Annotated in this window: 12 protein-coding genes and 1 pseudogene; 3 read left to right on the top strand and 10 right to left on the bottom strand. The window is 72.8% G+C overall.

All coding sequences use genetic code 11. From position 1 onward, the window contains the following. Positions 1 to 108: 108 nt before the first annotated feature. The 4 genes and pseudogenes from ABZ840_RS20685 to phnA form a co-directional block, all read right to left on the bottom strand. Positions 109 to 804, bottom strand: coding sequence for an FAD-dependent oxidoreductase (locus ABZ840_RS20685; protein WP_361561516.1), 696 nt, complete (start codon positions 802 to 804; stop codon positions 109 to 111). A 58-nt stretch (positions 805 to 862) separates the two neighbouring features. Beyond that, positions 863 to 1264, bottom strand: a pseudogene (locus tag ABZ840_RS20680) (FAD-dependent oxidoreductase); the annotation flags it as partial. Positions 1265 to 1331: 67 nt separating this feature from the next. Beyond that, a complete protein-coding gene (locus ABZ840_RS20675; protein ID WP_361561515.1) occupies positions 1332 to 2669 on the bottom strand; it encodes an MFS transporter in 1338 nt (445 codons plus the stop codon). Positions 2670 to 2784: 115 nt separating this feature from the next. Continuing rightward, positions 2785 to 4041: a phosphonoacetate hydrolase gene (gene phnA / locus ABZ840_RS20670; protein ID WP_361561514.1), complete on the bottom strand. Its 1257-nt coding sequence runs from the start codon at positions 4039 to 4041 to the stop codon at positions 2785 to 2787. A gap of 202 nt (positions 4042 to 4243) precedes the next feature. Between phnA and ABZ840_RS20665 the strand changes: the two genes are divergently transcribed. Beyond that, positions 4244 to 5467, top strand: coding sequence for a patatin-like phospholipase family protein (locus tag ABZ840_RS20665; RefSeq protein ID WP_361561513.1), 1224 nt, complete (start codon positions 4244 to 4246; stop codon positions 5465 to 5467). On the opposite strand, the gene ABZ840_RS20660 is transcribed toward ABZ840_RS20665, so the two are convergent. The 5 genes from ABZ840_RS20660 to ABZ840_RS20640 all read right to left on the bottom strand — a co-directional run bounded on the left by ABZ840_RS20660 (position 5464) and on the right by ABZ840_RS20640 (position 12676). After that, positions 5464 to 6948 (bottom strand): APC family permease, encoded by a 1485-nt coding sequence (locus ABZ840_RS20660; RefSeq protein WP_361561512.1) that lies wholly within the window; start codon positions 6946 to 6948, stop codon positions 5464 to 5466. The two genes, ABZ840_RS20665 and ABZ840_RS20660, sit on opposite strands and share 4 nt — an antisense overlap. Before the next feature lie 43 nt (positions 6949 to 6991). Beyond that, on the bottom strand, positions 6992 to 8335 hold the full coding sequence (locus ABZ840_RS20655) for an aspartate aminotransferase family protein (protein ID WP_361561511.1): 1344 nt from the start codon (positions 8333 to 8335) through the stop codon (positions 6992 to 6994). A gap of 11 nt (positions 8336 to 8346) precedes the next feature. After that, the gene (locus ABZ840_RS20650) at positions 8347 to 9672 is read right to left on the bottom strand and encodes an ArgE/DapE family deacylase (protein WP_361561510.1); all 1326 of its coding nucleotides are present in this window, start codon (positions 9670 to 9672) and stop codon (positions 8347 to 8349) included. Continuing rightward, positions 9669 to 11156 carry an aldehyde dehydrogenase gene (locus ABZ840_RS20645; protein ID WP_361561509.1) on the bottom strand — a complete coding sequence of 496 codons (1488 nt, stop codon included), beginning with the start codon at positions 11154 to 11156 and terminating at the stop codon, positions 9669 to 9671. The genes ABZ840_RS20650 and ABZ840_RS20645 overlap by 4 nt, the downstream gene beginning before the upstream one ends. Before the next feature lie 89 nt (positions 11157 to 11245). After that, positions 11246 to 12676 (bottom strand): cytosine permease, encoded by a 1431-nt coding sequence (locus ABZ840_RS20640; protein ID WP_361561508.1) that lies wholly within the window; start codon positions 12674 to 12676, stop codon positions 11246 to 11248. A gap of 127 nt (positions 12677 to 12803) precedes the next feature. On the opposite strand from ABZ840_RS20640, the gene ABZ840_RS20635 reads away from it, so the two are divergent. Then, positions 12804 to 13406, top strand: a complete 603-nt coding sequence (locus ABZ840_RS20635; protein ID WP_361561507.1) for a TetR family transcriptional regulator — start codon at positions 12804 to 12806, stop codon at positions 13404 to 13406. Positions 13407 to 13431: 25 nt separating this feature from the next. Here the strand turns inward: ABZ840_RS20635 and ABZ840_RS20630 are convergent, their stop codons facing one another. Continuing rightward, positions 13432 to 14340, bottom strand: a complete 909-nt coding sequence (locus ABZ840_RS20630) for a LysR family transcriptional regulator (RefSeq protein ID WP_361561506.1) — start codon at positions 14338 to 14340, stop codon at positions 13432 to 13434. A gap of 159 nt (positions 14341 to 14499) precedes the next feature. Between ABZ840_RS20630 and ABZ840_RS20625 the strand changes: the two genes are divergently transcribed. Then, a complete protein-coding gene (locus tag ABZ840_RS20625) occupies positions 14500 to 15435 on the top strand; it encodes a LysR family transcriptional regulator (RefSeq protein WP_361561505.1) in 936 nt (311 codons plus the stop codon). Positions 15436 to 15891 lie beyond the last annotated feature (456 nt).

Below are 15891 nucleotides of genomic sequence, written 5' to 3'. Positions count from 1 at the left end.
ATCCGGGTGTGCCGGGCATTCCATCATGAATCGGTGACCTGCCTCACGCGACGCGACCGCACGTCGTCCGTGCGGTCGCGTACCGTGCGTGCGGCGCCGGCCCGTGGCTCAGCGCGCCGCCACGATCTCCTCGGCGAGCCCGAAGGACAGCGTCATCCCGGCGCCGCCGACCCCGTTGACCACCGTCACCCCGGGCTCCGGGTCGGTCACCAGTTCCGTGCGGCCGTCCCGGAGGGACGGGTAGAAACCCGACCAGCGTTCGGTGACCGTGGTGTCCGGGAGCCGTGCGAAGCCGGCCAGGTAGTCCATGATCGCCGCGTTGATCTCCTCGCTCTCGAACGGGTCGTGCGTCGTCGCGTACGCGTGGCTGTCGCCGATCGTCAGCCGCCCGTCCGCCGTCTGCGACAGCAGTACGTGAATGCCGTTGTCCCGGTGGAACGGCAGCTCGGCACGCATCCGCCGGTCCAGCGCCTCCCGCGCCGCCAGCTCCTCGAACGCCGCGTAGTGCAGCAGCGTCAGCCCGCCGCACAGCATCGGCCCCAGCTGCCAGCCGCCCGGCTGCACCCCCGTCCGCAGCATCTGCAGCTTGCAGCGGACCAGCCCGCTGTCCGCGAAGACCTCCGGGTACAGCGTCTCGAAGTCGTTCCCGCTGCACACGAAGACCCGGTCCACCTGCCAGTCGCCCGCCGTCGTCGAGACGGCCGGCATGTCGATGCCGCGGACCGTCGCGCCGAACCGCACGTCCACGCCGTACTCGTCGGCCAGATGCGCGGCGACCGCCGGTATCGCGTGCCGCGGGGACATTCAGCTCCGTCGGGCTCCACATGGCGCCCAGCAGCCCGTCCGGGTGCGCGGCGTGGCTGCGGGCCACCGTCTCCCGCGCGGAGAGCAGCTCCGTACCGCGCTCCCGGGCCGCCGGCGTGCTGGCCACGAACTCCTCCAGCACCGCGACCTCGTCGGGCCGGTGCGCCAGGTGCAGCGAGCCGGCCGGTACGGCCCACAGCCCGGTCTTGGCCGCGATCTCCAGCCAGATCTCCCGGCTGCGCAGGGCACGCTGGTAGATCGCGCCGCGCCGCTGGCCCACCGCCCAGATCATGCCGAAGTTGCGGATGGAGGCGCCTACGGAGTGGTCGTCGCGCTCGAAGAGGACGACGCGGTCGCCGCGCTTGGCCGCCGCGAGGGCGTGCGCGAGGCCGACGATGCCGCCGCCGACGACGGCGGTGTCGGCACGGTGCTCGGTGCGGTGCGGGGTACGGGACGCCATGGGTGATCCCCTCTCAGTGGTGGTGCACTGCGGATGGACCTCGGGATGGAGCTGCGGACAGCGTGGCTCAGGACGCCGCTGCCGGCAGGCGGTTCCACTGCGGCAGCATCAGCAGGCCGGCGAGCAGCGCGGCCGCGGCGAATCCGTAGAACAGGGTGGTGCCGGAGAGGAAGCCGGGCAGCAGGCCGCCGAGTATCGCGCCGACCGAGCCGCAGCCATTGACCAGCCCGGCGGCCGTGCCCGCGCCGCCGGCGCTGCCGAAGTCGACCGCCGCGACGCAGCTGATCATCGCGTCGGCCGCGTACACGGCCAGGCCGATCACCGCCAGCACCGCGATCATCACCACCGCGCTGCCGGTCGCCGTCAGCGGCATGAACAGCGCCAGCGCGACGGTCAGCAGGAGCAGCGCCAGGACGCACGGCGGCACCCGGCGGGACCGGAAGACGGTGTCGGAGACCCAGCCGATGAGGATCGGCGCGAGCACGCCCGCGACCCCGAACGCCACCGGGATGAGCGTGGCGCCCACCTTGCCGACCTCCGGCAGCTGCCGGCTGACGATCACCGGGCCCCACAGCAGGATCGCGTACCGGGCCGGCTTGAGCAGGAAGTACGCCGCACCCAGCGTCAGCACCATGCGGTCGCGCAACGCCTCCTTGTACAGGCTCAGCGCGCGCCGTCTCGGCGGGGCCGCCTCACCGGCAGCGGCGGGCTCCTCGTCCGTGCGGTTCGGGTCGGGCAGCCCCACGTCCTGCGGGGTGTTGCGCTGGAATACCAGGAACACCGCCAGGACGACGGCGAGCGTGACCGCGCCCGCGAAGAACGCCGCGTGCCAGCTGCCGAACACCTCGTACGCCCACCAGCCGAGGAACGGCGGCGCGGCCAGCCCGCCGAAGGCGTAGTTGCTGCTCCAGACGCCGAGCGCCCGGCCGCGCTCCCGCACCGGGAAGAAGCTGCCCATGTTCTTGCACAGCGGTGCCCAGCCCGCCGACTGCGCCAGCCCCTGGACCACCATCGCGCCGCCGAACACCAGCACCGCGCTGCTCAGGCCCATCGCGCACGCGGCGACGACCGCGCCCACCATGCCACCGGCCACCACCACCCGCGGCCCGAACCGGTCCGCCCACATGCCCCACAGGAACTGCCCGGCCGCGTACGCCGCGAGGTACACCGCGTCCAGCACGCCCAGCACCTGCTCGGTGAGCACCCCGTTGACCAGAGGATCGTCCAGGATGCCCAGCTTGGCCACGGAGAACGCCTGGCGGACGAAGTAGAAGCCCGCGTACGCGATCCAGGTGACCGCGAAGATCTGCCGGCGCCAGCGGGCCGTCCGCCGCAGCGCTTCCCGCGTGGCGAGCGCGGGCCCGGGGGGTGGTGTCGGTACGGACTGCGGTGCGAGGTCGGCCATGGCGGTGTCCTGTCCCTCGGCCTGGAATCGGGCATGACGGGGCCCCGGCGCGCGCCTCGGCGGCGCGCCGGGGCCGGGTGGTGCTTCCGTGTGAGGGGGGTGGCGTGCCGGTGGGTCAGCCGGTGAGCGGCGCTCCCGCCGCCACCGACGTGCCCACCCAGTAGCTGTCGAAGTTGCGCAGCCGGTGGCCCTGCGGGAGCGGTCCGACCGGCGCGTTCACCAGGAACGGCACCCGCTGCTCGGTCAGCCCGCCGTGCGAGCGCAGCGGTTCGGTGAAGCCGGAGATGTCGTGCCGCGCGGGGGTGGTGCCCAGCACGGTGTTGCGTTCGGAGATGACCACCAGTTCGCCGATCCGGTCGGCGGGCAGTTCGAAGCGGACGCAGGCCCGTTCCCGCCCCATCACCTCGGCCACCCCGTCCAGCGCGGCCAGCTCGGCACGGAGCGCGTCCGCGTCGGCGTCCGGCGGCAGGTGCACCGTGGCGTAGGAGCCGAGCGCCCCGTGGTGCACGGTGTACGGGTCGGTGATCGGCAGCACGACGCGTGCGGCGCCCGCGCCCAGCCGCGCGTCCAGCTCGTCCTGGAGGAAGACCACCTGTGCGTCCCCGGTGCCGTCGCTCTTGGCGTTCATGCCGTGGTCGGCGGTGACGACCAGGACGGCGCCGAGCGCGTCGATCCGCGCGAAGTAGCCGTCCAGCATGGCGTAGAAGTCGTTGGCCACGGGGGAGCCGGGCGCGTGCTTGTGCTGGATGTAGTCCGTCAGCGACAGGTACATCAGCTCCGGGCGGTCCCGCTCCAGCACGTCCGTGCCCGCGGCCATCACCAGCTCGCTCAGCTCGGCGCTGTAGACGGACGGCAGTTCCATGCCCACCCGCTCCAGCACCTTCTCGATGCCGTTGTCCTGCTGGGTGACCCGGTCGGCCTTCTCCGCCGAGAAGCAGATGCCGTTCTCCAGCCCCTTGCCCAGCAGCCGGCGCAGCTTGTCCTTCGCGGTGATCACCGCGACCCTGGCGCCGGCCCGGGAGAACTCCGCGAACAGCGTGGGCGCGCGGAGCAGTTCCGGGTCGTTCATCATGACCTCGGCGTCGGCCGCCGGGTCGTAGAAGTAGTTGCCGCAGATCCCGTGCACCGACGGCGGCACTCCGGTCGCGATGGACAGGTTGTTGGGGTTGGTGAAGGACGGCATCGTGCAGTCCGCGCGCAGATCGCTGCCGTCCCGCAGCATCCGCTCCAGGAACGGCATCCGGCCGTCGGCGATGGCCCGCTCGTGATAGGCGTCCTCGCTGCCGTCGATGCACACCACGACGACGGGCCGGGCGGGCCGGGCGTAGCCGCGGCCGTTGACGGTCAGCCGCTCGGCACCAGCTTCCTTCATGTGCGGTTCCACCTCTGAGGTCGACGTCGGCGGCCGGTCGTGCCGCCCTGTCCACCAGGGAACACCGCCGCGCCCCGGGGCAGAACCACCGGAATTCCTATACCGCCCATAGCCCGGACCGCATGGCCGGTTCCGCCGTTGCGCGGCGCACCGCGCCGGTGTGCGATCGGTCTGCCGGCCGTCCGCACGAGGGGGAGTGGTGATGACCGACCGGGATCCGGGGAATCCGCCGGAGGCCGCCGCGGTGGGGGCCGTCCTGGCGGGCGGCGGTGCCCGGGGCGCGTACGAGGCGGGAATGCTGGCGACGCTGCTGCCCAAGCTCGCGGAATTCCGGCAGCGGCCCGATGTGTTCGTCGGCACCAGCGCCGGCGCGCTGAACGCGGTGCTCTTCGCCTCGCTGGCCCATCTGCCCGCCCAGCAGGCCGCCGACGAAGCGCTGCGGGCCTGGCGGGGACTGACGAAGGACCAGGTGTTCGCGGCGTTCCTGCCCGCGGTGCCGGCCCTCCTGTGGCAGTACCTCACGACACTCGTCGACCCGTCCGGGCCACCGGTGTCGGGTCTCCTGGACACCCGCCCGCTGCGGGAGACCCTGCGCGCGAAGCTGGACTGGCACCGGCTGCACGCCAACACGCGCAGCGGTGCGGTGCAGGCCGTCGCGGTGGCCACCACCGCCTGCCGCAGCGGCCGCACCGAGATCTTCGTGGAGGGGCCGCGGACCGCGGCGCTGCCGGAGAGCGACGCCGACCGGGCGGTGGACTACACCCGGACCGTGCTCACCGAGGAACACGTACTGGCGTCCGCCGCGATCCCGGTGGCGTTCCCGCCCGTGTACATCGAGGAGGCCGACGGCTGGTACATGGACGGCGGAGTACGGCTCAACGCGCCCATCAAACCGGCGATCTCGCTCGGCGTGCGCCGCGTGGTGATCGTCGCCACCACGCCGTTGCGCTACCTGCCCCGCACCCACGGCCGGGGCGCGCCCCCGCCGGCCGTCGCGGACGTCGTCGCGCAGGTCCTGAACGGCGTGCTCGCGGACCGGATGATCGAGGACACCCGGACGCTCGGAAAGGTCGACGAGCTGCTGCGGTCCGGTGGGCGGGGCCGCAGTCCGGGCGGCCGGCCGTACGAGGTCGTCGAGTACCTCTTCGGCGGCCCGCCGCCCGGTCAGGGGGACCGGCTCGGCGAGCGCGCGGCGTACGTCCTCGACACGTACTACCGCGGCACCCGCCGGCTCGCCGACCTCGACCTGGCCCTGCTGTCCCTGCTCCTCGGGCCGGGGCACAGCCGGGGTGAACTGCTCAGTTACCTCCTCTTCCAGCCGGAATTCATCGACGAGGCCATCGCGCTGGGGCAGCGGGACGCACAGCTCGTCCTCGACGGCGTGGGCGACGACCCGGACGCGCTGTGGCGGAGCGACGCCTGCTAGCCCGCGCGCCGCCGGCCCCGGAGCCCGAGGGCGCCGACGGCCAGCAGCAGGACGACCGTCCCGAGGGTGAACGCCTCGAACGTGGTCCGGGAGACGCCCCAGGTGTCCTGGAAGGCGTAGCCGAGGCCGAAGAGGTGCTCCAGCGTGCCGGGGAACAGGGCCACCCAGGACCCCAGCAGGATCCAGGCGTAGACGACCCCCGCGCAGACGACGAAGCCGCGGGTGCCGAAGGGCACCTGGTACGGGCGCGGCACCTCAGGGCGCCGGAGCCGCAGCCGGACCAGCGCCGGCACGATCACCAGATACGACAGCAGCAGCGTGGTGATGGCGACCGTCAGCACGACGCCGAAGACCGCGGCGGCGTCCCCGGCCGCCAGGTTCATCGCGGCGACCATGAAGAGCGTCGCGGTGATCCCGGAGAGCAGGTTCATCCGCACGGGGGTGCCCAGCCGCGCATGGAACGCGCCCAGCCCGCGGCTGAAGAACCCGCCGTCGGCGGCCGTCATCGCCTGCATCCGGTCGCTGACGATCATCCACGCGCTGCCCTGGGTGAGCAGCGCGAAGACGAACGCCACGGCGGCCGTGGTCAGCAGCGGCCCGCTCCAGCTGCCGTACACCGCGAAGACCAGCCGGGCCGCGTCCATGAATCCGCCGATGCCGGTCACCTGCCCGGCCGGTGCCGCCGACAGGATCGCCAGTACCGGCAGCAGGTAGCAGCACGCGGCGATCAGCCCGGAGAAGCCGATGGAGACCGGCACGTCCCGCTGCGGGTCGTGCATCTCGTCCCCCGCCGCGTTCGGCGCCTCGAACCCGACGTACGCGAAGAGCAGCACCGGAACCAGGGCCAGGAAGCCGGCCCCGGAGGGGGCGAACGAGGCGTGGTCCAGGCCGTGGAAGCCGTGCTCCACGCCGTACGCCACCGCCGTGCAGGAGAACACGGCGAGCGCCAGCACCTTCGCAGCCGCGCCCGCCGTGGTGATCCATTTGCCGCGGCGCAGCGACACGATCGCGGTCAGGATCGCCGCCCAGATGAACAGCAGCTTGAACGTGTAGTCGGCCGCCGTTCCGGAGCCGAGCGGGAAGACGAAGCCGTCCCACGCCTCGGCGGCGACGAACACCAGCGAACCGCCGAGCCACACCGGATTGGTGACCCAGTAGAACATCGTGGTCAGCGCCGCCGCCGCGCGGCCGAACGCCAGCTTCACCCAGACGTACGGCCCGCCCTCCTGCGGGAAGGCGGCCCCGGTCTCGGCGAAGACCAGCGCGTACGGCAGCAGGAAGCCCACCGCGATCGCGGCGATCCAGGTGACGGCCTCACCTCCGCCGGTGGCGAGCTGCCCCAGCACGTCGAAGGAGATGACGGCCGCCACGCCCATCGCCAGGATGTCGAACCGGCGCAGGCTGCGGTGCAGATGGGGAACGGTCTCCGGCGGTGGTGGCGGTGGTGGTGCGGGTGCGGATCTGGTGGGTGGTACGGACACGGCAGTGCGCCCTTCCAGTCGTGGCCGGCTGCGGATGAACGGATCAGTCCCGGATCTCTCCGGTCGGCAGGGTGCGTTCGAGGACCGAGCGCATCGCGGTGACGGTCTCCTTCACCTCCGCCTCGGTCATGACCAGCGGCGGCGACAGCACGATGCTGTGCGCGGAGTCCCGTACGATCACGCCGGTCTCGCGCCGGATCACATCGTGCGGCATCCGCTCCGGCCGCACCGGCAGCGGCTCGCGGGTCGTCCGGTCCGCGACCAGCTCGACGGCGAGCATCATGCCCACCGACCGCACCTCGCCGACCACCGGCAAGTCGCCCAGCTGCGCCTGGAGTTCGTTGTGCAGCGCGCCGCCGGTCTCCACCGCGCGGGCCAGCAGTCCCTCGCGCTCGATGATGTCGAGGTTGGTCAGCGCCACCGCCGCGGCGACCGGGTGACCGTTGTAGGTGTAGCCCATCGGGAAGCCGTGCTCGCGCAGCAGCTGCTCGGCCACGTGGTCCCCGACCAGCAGCGCGCCCAGCGGCGTGTACCCGGAGGTGATGCCCTTGGCGGTGACGATGATGTCCGGGGTGACGCCGAAGTGCTGCGCGGCGAACCACTCGCCGACCCGCCCGTACGCCGTCACGACCTCGTCGAAGACCAGCAGGATGCCGTGCCGGTCCAGCACCTCCCGCACCCGCGGCCAGTAGTCGGCCGGCGGCACCAGCATGCCGCCCACGCCCATGATCGGCTCGCCGATCATCGCCGCGATGTTGCCGGGCCCGATCTCCGCGATCCGCTCCTCCAGCTCCCGGATGAGGAAGTCGCAGGGGTCCTCGCCGCCGTACAGCTCGGTGCGGTACGGCCACGGCGGCGTGAGGTGGCTGACGTGCGGCATCATCGGCGCGAAGCCCTCGTGGTACAGCGGGAAGCCGGTCGCCGAGCCGCCGCCGTAACCGATCCCGTGGTACGCCTTGTCGCGCGCCAGGATCCAGGTGCGCGAGGACTCGCCGCGCCGGTGGTGGTAGTAGCGGGCCATCTTGATCGCGGCCTCGTTGCCCTCCGAGCCGCCGGAGGTGAAGTAGACGTGGCCCAGGCCCTCGGGCGCCAGCGAGGTCAGCCGGGTGGCCAGCTCGATCGCCCGGTCGTTGGAGAACTCCCAGAAGCTGGTGAAGTACTCCAGCTTCGCCATCTGCGCGGCGGCGGCCCGCGCCACCTCCTCGCGGCCGTGCCCGATCTGCGCGAGCCAGAGCCCACCGGTGGCGTCCAGGTACGAGCGCCCCTCGGCGTCGGTGAGCCGGCAGCCGGAGCCCTCGGTCATCACCACCCGCTCCTCGACGGAGGAGGGGAGATAGGGGTGGATGATCCGGGCGCGGTCGGCGGCGGCGAGTTCGGCGTGATTCATGGTGTTTCCTTTCAGGCAGGCTGGGCCGTTGTGGTCAGTGCGGTCAGCGCGAGGGTCTGCGCGGTGGCGATCAGGTCGCTGACCTCGATGTATTCGTCGACGGTGTGCAGGGTGGGCGAGCCGTCGGGGCGGGTGGCGGTGGGGCCCAGGCAGACGGCCGGGGTGCCGCCGAAGCGGGTGAGGGTGGCGGCGTCGGTCCAGGACGGTTCGCCGATGACGCGCGGGGTGCGGCCGAGTCCGGTGGCGGCCTCATGGAGCGCCCCGACCAGGCGGTGGTCCGCCGGTACCTCCGCGGGCGCCAGCTCGGTGTCCCAGGCGAAGACCGGCGGGTGCGCGGCGAGCCAGCCGTCGGCGGTGACGGCCGTGCGCACGGCCTCCTCGATCTCCGCGCGCACCCCGCTCGCCCAGCCGCCCCCGTCCGCCTGTACCGGCAGATACGTGACGTCCAGGCAGACCTCGCAGGAGGCCGGGTAGGTCACCCACCACTCGCCGCCCTTGATCATCGTGGGCACGATCGACGGCGGGGGCAGCAGCGGATGGCGGTGCGCGGGGTCGGCCGCCCAGCGCTCGCGCAGTTCGCGCAGCGCCTCCAGCACCGGCAGCGTCTTCTCGATGGCGTTCACCGCGCCGCCCGACGTCCAGTCGCCGGGCGGGTACTCGGCGTGCCCCGGCCGCCCCGCGACCGTGACCGTCCCGCCGAGGATGCCGCGCTGCGCGGTGACGACGTGCAGGTCGGTGGGTTCGGGCACCACGGCCGCGTCGGCCCGTACGCCGTACCCGACCGACGCCAGTGTGCCCGCGCCGTTCCACTCCTCGTCGGTCGCCGTGTTGACGATCAGGTCACCGGGGAGCCGGATGCCGAGCGCGGCCAGCGCCTCGGCGGCGACCACCGCGGCCGCGATGCCGCCCTTCATGTCGCACGTGCCGCGCCCGTACAGCCGGCCGTCGCGGACCTCGGCCCGGAACGGGTCCGACGCCCAGTCGCCGCGCGGCTCGGCCGACACCACGTCGATGTGCCCGTTGAACAGCAGGCTGCGCCCGCCGCCCGTACCGGGGAAGCGCGCCACGAGCTGCGGCCGCCCGTCGAAGTCCAGCCCCGGCGGGGTCTGCGGCGACTCCGGGAGGTCCCCGGGCTTCGGCGTCCACACGTCCACGGTGGCGCCCGCCGCGCGCAGCCGCCCGGCCAGGAACTCCTGGAGGTCCGCCTCGTCCCGCGCCGGCTCGCCGGCCGACCCTCGTACGGTCGTGTCGAAGCCGACGAGGGCGGTGGTGAGCGCCACGAGGTCGTCGGCGCGCCGTGCGATCTCCGCCCGCACCTCCTCCTGACGGTGCGTCATGCGTACTGGATCCATGTCGTCTTCAGCCCCGTGTACTTCTCGAAGGAGTGCAGCGAGAGGTCCCGGCCGAAGCCGGACTGCTTGAAGCCGCCGAACGGTGTCACCGGATCGAGCGCGTCCACGGTGTTCACCGACACCGTCCCGGCGTGCAGCGCGTCGCTCACCCGGTGCGCCCGCCCGATGTCCCGGGTCCACACGGAGGCGGCCAGCCCGTACGGCGAATCGTTGGCGAGCCGCACGGCTGCCGCCTCGTCCGCGAACGGCAGCACGGCCAGCACCGGGCCGAACAGCTCCTCGCGGGCGAGCGGTGCGTCCGGCGCCAGGCCGGTGACCACGGTGGGGTCGACGTACGCGCCGTCGCGGTCCGGGCGGGTGCCGCCGCAGGCCACCCGCGCGCCCGCCGCCCGGGCGGTCGACACGGCGGCCAGTACGCGGTTGGCCTGCGCCTCGTCCACCAGCGGGCCGAGCGCGGTGGCGGGGTCGAGCGGGTCGCCTGGGTGCCACTGCCGGACGTGCGCCACGACCCGGTCGGTGAACTCCTCGGCGACCGAACTCTCCACCAGCAGACGGGTGTTGGCGGAGCACACCTGTCCGGAGTTGTAGAGGAAGCCCCACGCGGCCTTTTCGGCGGCGGCCTCCAGGTCGGCGTCGGCGAAGACGACGTTGGGGCTCTTGCCGCCGCACTCGGGCCAGACCTGCTTGAGGTTGGACTCGGCCGCGTACGAGAGGAACAGCTTGCCGACGGCCGTCGACCCGGTGAAGGCCAGCACGTCCACGTCGGGGTGGCGGCCGAGCGCCTGGCCCGCCTCCTCGCCCCAGCCGGGTACGACGTTCAGTACGCCGTCGGGGATGCCGGCCTCCGTCGCGAGCCGGGCGAGCAGCAGTGCGGAGAGCGGCGACTGCTCGGCGGGCTTGAGCACCACGCTGTTGCCCGCGGCGAGCGCCGGTGCCAGCTTCCAGGCGGCCATGTCGAGCGGGAAGTTCCAGGGCACGACGGCCCCGACGACGCCGAGCGGCACCCGGCGCACCATCGCGACGCTGCCCGGCGCGGTCGGCGCCACCTCGTCGTAGAGCTTGTCGATCGCCTCCGCGTGCCAGGCGAAGCAGCCCGCGGCGCCCGGTACGTCGACGGTCAGCGTCTCGGTGATGGGCTTGCCCATGTCGAGGGTGTCCAGCAGCGCGAGTTCCTGACCGTGCTCGGTGATCAGTTCGGCGAGCCGCAGCAGCCGGCGCTTGCGCTCGGCCGGCGCGGCCCGGGACCAGCGGCCGTCCTCGAATGCGGTCCGTGCGGCGCGTACGGCCGCGTCGACGTCGGCCGCGCCGCACCGGGCGACGTCGGCGACCGCCTTGCCGGTGGCCGGGTCGATGTCGGTGAAGGTGCGGCCGTCGGCGGCGTCGGCGTATGCGCCGCCGAGGAACGCCCGGGTCTCGGGGCGGAGCGCGGCGGCCCGCTGCTGCCAGTCCTGGTACGTGGGTGCGGTCATGGTGGTGGAACTCCAGATCGGTGGGGTGCCGGTCGTCGTGGGCGGGTGCCGGTCGTCGGTGGATGCGGGACGTCGGTGGGTGCGGGGCGTCAGGGGGCGGCGGTGTACGGGGGAGTGGCCGGTGTCGCGCCCGGCGCGGTGCGGGCGGCGGCCTTGCGGAGGCGGCGCCGGGCCGCCCAGAGGTACGCCGGTGTGGTGAAGAGCAGTCCGGCGAGCCAGCCGAGGTCGGTGTCGCCGAGGGCGTGTGCGAGCGGCCCGGTGTAGAGCGTCTGGGCCATGAACGGCACCTCGACGAGGATGCCGAGGAGGTAGACGCCGAGGGCCGTGGTGTTCCAGCGGCCGTAGACGCCGCCGTCCGGGGCGAAGAAGGACGGCACGTCGTAGTGGCCGTGCCGGACGAGGTAGAAGTCGACGAGGTTGATGGCGGTCCAGGGGATCAGGACGTACTGCAGCAGGTAGATCAGGTTCAGGTAGCGCGCCATGAAGGAGCCGGCGAGCGCCGCGGCCAGCACGAAGGAGAGCGCGCAGAGGGCGAGCGAGAGGAGCGCGCGGACGGCCGGGCCGGGCAGCCGGCGGTGGACGAAGGTCTGGACGGCGGTGACCACGCACAGCGTCGCGCCGTAGAGGTTCATGGAGTTGGTGAGCATGGTGACCGCGGCGAAGGACCACAGCGTGATCTGCGCGAGCGGGCTGCCCAGCAGCTGTGACTGCGCGGCCACCGGGTCGTCGCCGCCCACCGCGAGGCCGACGACGACGCCGACCAGCATCGGCAGGAGGCTGCCGAGCACACTGCCCCAGTACGTGCACCACAGTGTCGAGCGGACCTGTGCCCGGTCGGCGGGCATGTAGCGCGAGTAGTCCGAGACGTAGGGCGCGTAGGCGATCTGCCAGAGGACGCCCACCGAGACCATGCCGAGGAAGCCGCCGAGGGTGAAGCCGCCCCGGGTCAGCACCCCGGCCGGCAGCCCGCCGAGGACGATCCAGCCCGCCCCGGCGAGCTGCACCGTGCCGAAGAGCCAGGTGGTCAGGCGGCCGATGCCGTGCATCAGGCGGTAGCCGACGACGGTGACGACGAGGCTGACCGCCGCGCCGAGCGCGATGCCGGCGTCCACCGGTACGGCCGGCACCGCCTGGCTCAGCGACTGTGCGCCGAGCACCAGGTTGGAGGCGAAGAACCCCTGGTACATCACGATGACGACGAGGACCACGGCGAGCGCGCCGACGCTGCCGAACTGGCCGCGGCTCTGGATCATCTGCGGCACGCCCAGCTGCGGGCCCTGCGCCGAGTGCAGCGCCATCAGGAAGCCGCCGCCGAGGTGGCCCAGGAGCAGGGCCAGGACGCTCCAGGCGAAGGAGAGCCCGAAGACGGTGGGCGCCAGGGCGCCGGTGACCATCGTGAGCGGTCCGAGGTTGGAGGAGAACCAGATGGTGAAGAGGTCGCGGGTGCGGCCATGGCGTTCGCCGTCGGGGATGACGTCGATGGTGTGCCGCTCCACGGTGGCCTTCGCTGCGCGTGCCACGCCGCCTCCTTGGGAGGGGGAGAGGGGATTCTTTGAACCGAGATTCAAACTATGGAGCGCTAGGATGTCAATGGATCGAGCGGAGAACGGTGCTTTTCGTTGAACTGAGAAACGGGGAATCCACACCGTGGCAAGGACCAAGAACCAAGGCGCGCGGCGCGAGGCACTCATCGAGGCGGCGGGCCGGGCGATCGCCGGGCGCGGCCTGGCAGGCCTGCGCATCAAGGACATCGCGGCCGAAGCGGAGGTCTCCGCCGGCTCGGTGCTCTACTACTACCCGGAACTGGACGACCTGGTCTTCGAGGTACACCAGGCCGCCGTGGAGCGCTATCTCGCACACCGGCACGCCGGCACGGACGCCATCGCCGACCCGGTGGCACGCCTGCGCGCGGCGGCCGGGAGCGGCCTGCCGCGCGACAGCGACGACGGGGTGCACAAGCTGCTGTACGAACTGCACGGCCTCGCCGACCGCAGCCGGCCGCATGCCACCCTGATGGCGTCGCTGTACGCGCGCGAGGTCGCGCTCTACACCACCGTGCTCGAACTGGGCGCGGCAGCGGGGGATTTCACGCTCACCGCGACGGCGGCCGAGGTGGCGCGCGACCTGGTCGCGCTGGAGGACGGGTACGGCCTGCACATCTTCAGCCGCAACCCGGCGGTGGACCACGCCGCGGCGTGCGACGCGGTCCTCCGCTTCGCCCGTACGGTCACGGGGTGCGCGCGGCTGTGAGCCGCCGCGGCCGGGAAGGTGCGGCTCAGGCGCCCAGCGCCGTCCGGCAGACCGCCGCGAACGCCTGGGCGCGGGCGGTCGGCCGCACCCCCGACAGCCGCGCCAGGACCACCGGCAGGGCGGGCAGCGGATCGGTCAGCCGCAGCGACACCGCCCGCCCGCCGTCGTACGTCGCGTCGTGCACCGGCCGCTGGTTCAGCAGCGCGAACCCGTGCCCCGCCGCCACCATCGCGCGCACCGTCTCGTAACTCGTACTGCGGTGCCGCACCTTCGGCTCGACACCCGCCTTGAGGAACAGCGAACGGAAATAGTCCCGGCTCAGCGGCAGGTCGAGCAGGATCATCGGCTCCGCCGCCAGGTCCGCCAGCCGCACCGCCTCCGCGCCCGCCAGCGCATGGTCCGGCGGCACCAGCGCGTACGGCGGCGCCTCCGCCAGCACCTCCCGCTCGATGTCCGGGTCGAGGCCCAGGTCGTACAGGAGCGCCAGCTCGCATCTGCCGCCGCGCAGATCCTGCTGCACCGCCCGGATGTCGCCCTCCGTGACCTGCACCCGCACCGCCGGATGCGCCTCCCCGAACTCCCGCAGCAGCCGCGGCAGGGAGAACGGTGCCAGGGTCTGGAAACAGCCCACCGCCAGCTCGCCCACCAGCTCCGTCCCCATGCTGCGGGCCGTCTCCGTCAGGTCCTCGGCGTGCGTGAGAAAGCCCCGCAGCTCGTGCAGGAAACGCTCGCCGGCCCGGGTCAGCGACAGCCCCCTGGCGTGGTGCCGGATCAGCAGCTGCACGCCCAGCTCCCGCTCCAGGTGCGTCACCGCGGTGGAGACCGCCGACTGCGACACGCTGACGCGCTGCGCGGCGGCCGTCATGCTGCCGAGCTCCGCTGCGGCCAGGAAATAGCGGAGCTGTACGAGGGTGAAGTTGGCGTCCTTGGGCATGGCGTGATCCTTGCACCCCCGCTGCATCAATTCATCGGATGCCGGAGCACGGGTTTTCTCCGCCGACCGGGTCGTCGTGGCCCTGTCCGGCGGGCGGCCGGAGAGCTAGGCTGCCCGCCGCCAGGTGATCTTCGGACGTCGCGAGCCCTCGGGGGTGTCATGGAACTCAACCTCCACCGGCTCTGGATCTTCATGCAGGTCGTCGAGCACCAGGGCTTCTCCGCCGCGGCCCAGAAGCTCTACATGAGCCAGCCCTCCGTCTCCAACCAGGTACGCAGGCTCGAACAGTCGCTGCGCGTCACCCTGGTGGACCGCTCGGGGACCCGGGCCCGGCCGACCGCCGAGGGCGAGGTCCTCGCCGAGTACGGCAAGCGGGTCTTCCTGCTGGCCGAGGAGGCGGTGGCCGCCGTGCAGCAGGTCAGCGGGCTGGCGACCGGCCGGCTGCTGGTCGGCGGCTCCACCACCGTCGGCACCTACCTGCTGCCCGCGCTGCTGGCCCGGTACCGGGAGCGGCACCCCGCCATCGAGTGCGACATCTTCGTCGGCAACGGCGAGGCGGTGCAGGAACAGCTGCTCGGCGGCGGCATCGGCATCGCGGTGGTGGCCGGCAGCCCGCACGGCGACCGGCTCGTGGTGGAGACGGTGCTGGACGAACGGCTGGTGCTGGTCGCGGCCCCCGGCCACCGGCTCGCGGGCGCGGCCGAGGTGACGCCCGAAGAGCTGGCCGGTGCCCGGTTTCTGCTCCGCGAACCCGGCTCGCAGACCCGCAGCCTCCAGGAACAGGTGCTGGCCGACTGGGCGCTGGAGGACGTGCCGCGTGCCGACATCTGGGGGCCCGAGGCGGTGAAGCAGTGCGTGGCAGCCGGCCTGGGCCTCGCCCTGATCTCCGAACACGCGGTGGGGGAGGACGTACGGGCCGGACGGCTGGCCGTACTGCCCGTCGAGCCCGCGCCGCTGCCCCGGCCGGTCAGCCTGGTGCACCGCAGGGACCGCCTGCTGTCCCCGGCGGAGCGTGCCTTCCTCACGCTGCTGCGTGAACTGCGTCACTGGCCGGGAGGGCTGCCGACCGCGGAGACCGCCGGTACGGACGAGTAACGGCTCGTCAAAGGCAGTGTCGTACGCCACGTACCGCCCTGATCCGGCCGTCACCCCGTGCCTTCCGTCCGGGCGGCCGTTTGCACCCGGACAGGCCCGTGATCAGCCCAAGTGCGGCGCCGAGGGCGGTTCGAGGTGATTCCGCCGAACCATTTCAGCGGCCGAGGTCAGCGGGGCGGCGACCGGCTCGTAGCGGGGCGTGATCAGGGTGGCACGCACTGCCATCAAGGCGGCGCGCGCTCGCGCGAAGGTGCATCCATGCACCCGTCCTGACGGATGCAATATTGCACTTTTGCCTGGCAGGGCGGAGCGCATGCCCTGCTCGGACGGCATGTGGCACCCAGTGCCACCTGAACGCCGTCCGCCCGGTCACCCCCACCGGGTAAGCAAACGCCCGGACCCACGTAACGCGCGTATACCCAAGGGTCGGCAACGTGACCGGATCGGAGTGTGCGC

This window comes from Streptomyces sp. NPDC047117 (assembly GCF_040643545.1).
Lineage (GTDB): Bacteria > Actinomycetota > Actinomycetes > Streptomycetales > Streptomycetaceae > Streptomyces.
This window is presented reverse-complemented; position numbering and strand designations above follow the sequence as displayed.

What these genes read in the sequence shown, in the direction of transcription:
- ABZ840_RS20665 (WP_361561513.1), top strand. Translation starts at nt 4,244, where the DNA reads ATGACCGACCGGGATCCGGGGAATCCGCCGGAGGCCGCCGCGGTGGGG.
- ABZ840_RS20655 (WP_361561511.1), bottom strand. Translation starts at nt 8,335, where the DNA reads ATGAATCACGCCGAACTCGCCGCCGCCGACCGCGCCCGGATCATCCAC.
- ABZ840_RS20630 (WP_361561506.1), bottom strand. Translation starts at nt 14,340, where the DNA reads ATGCCCAAGGACGCCAACTTCACCCTCGTACAGCTCCGCTATTTCCTG.
- ABZ840_RS20625 (WP_361561505.1), top strand. Translation starts at nt 14,500, where the DNA reads ATGGAACTCAACCTCCACCGGCTCTGGATCTTCATGCAGGTCGTCGAG.
- ABZ840_RS20650 (WP_361561510.1), bottom strand. Translation starts at nt 9,672, where the DNA reads ATGACGCACCGTCAGGAGGAGGTGCGGGCGGAGATCGCACGGCGCGCC.
- phnA (WP_361561514.1), bottom strand. Translation starts at nt 4,041, where the DNA reads ATGAAGGAAGCTGGTGCCGAGCGGCTGACCGTCAACGGCCGCGGCTAC.
- ABZ840_RS20645 (WP_361561509.1), bottom strand. Translation starts at nt 11,156, where the DNA reads ATGACCGCACCCACGTACCAGGACTGGCAGCAGCGGGCCGCCGCGCTC.
- ABZ840_RS20675 (WP_361561515.1), bottom strand. Translation starts at nt 2,669, where the DNA reads ATGGCCGACCTCGCACCGCAGTCCGTACCGACACCACCCCCCGGGCCC.
- ABZ840_RS20685 (WP_361561516.1), bottom strand. Translation starts at nt 804, where the DNA reads ATGTCCCCGCGGCACGCGATACCGGCGGTCGCCGCGCATCTGGCCGAC.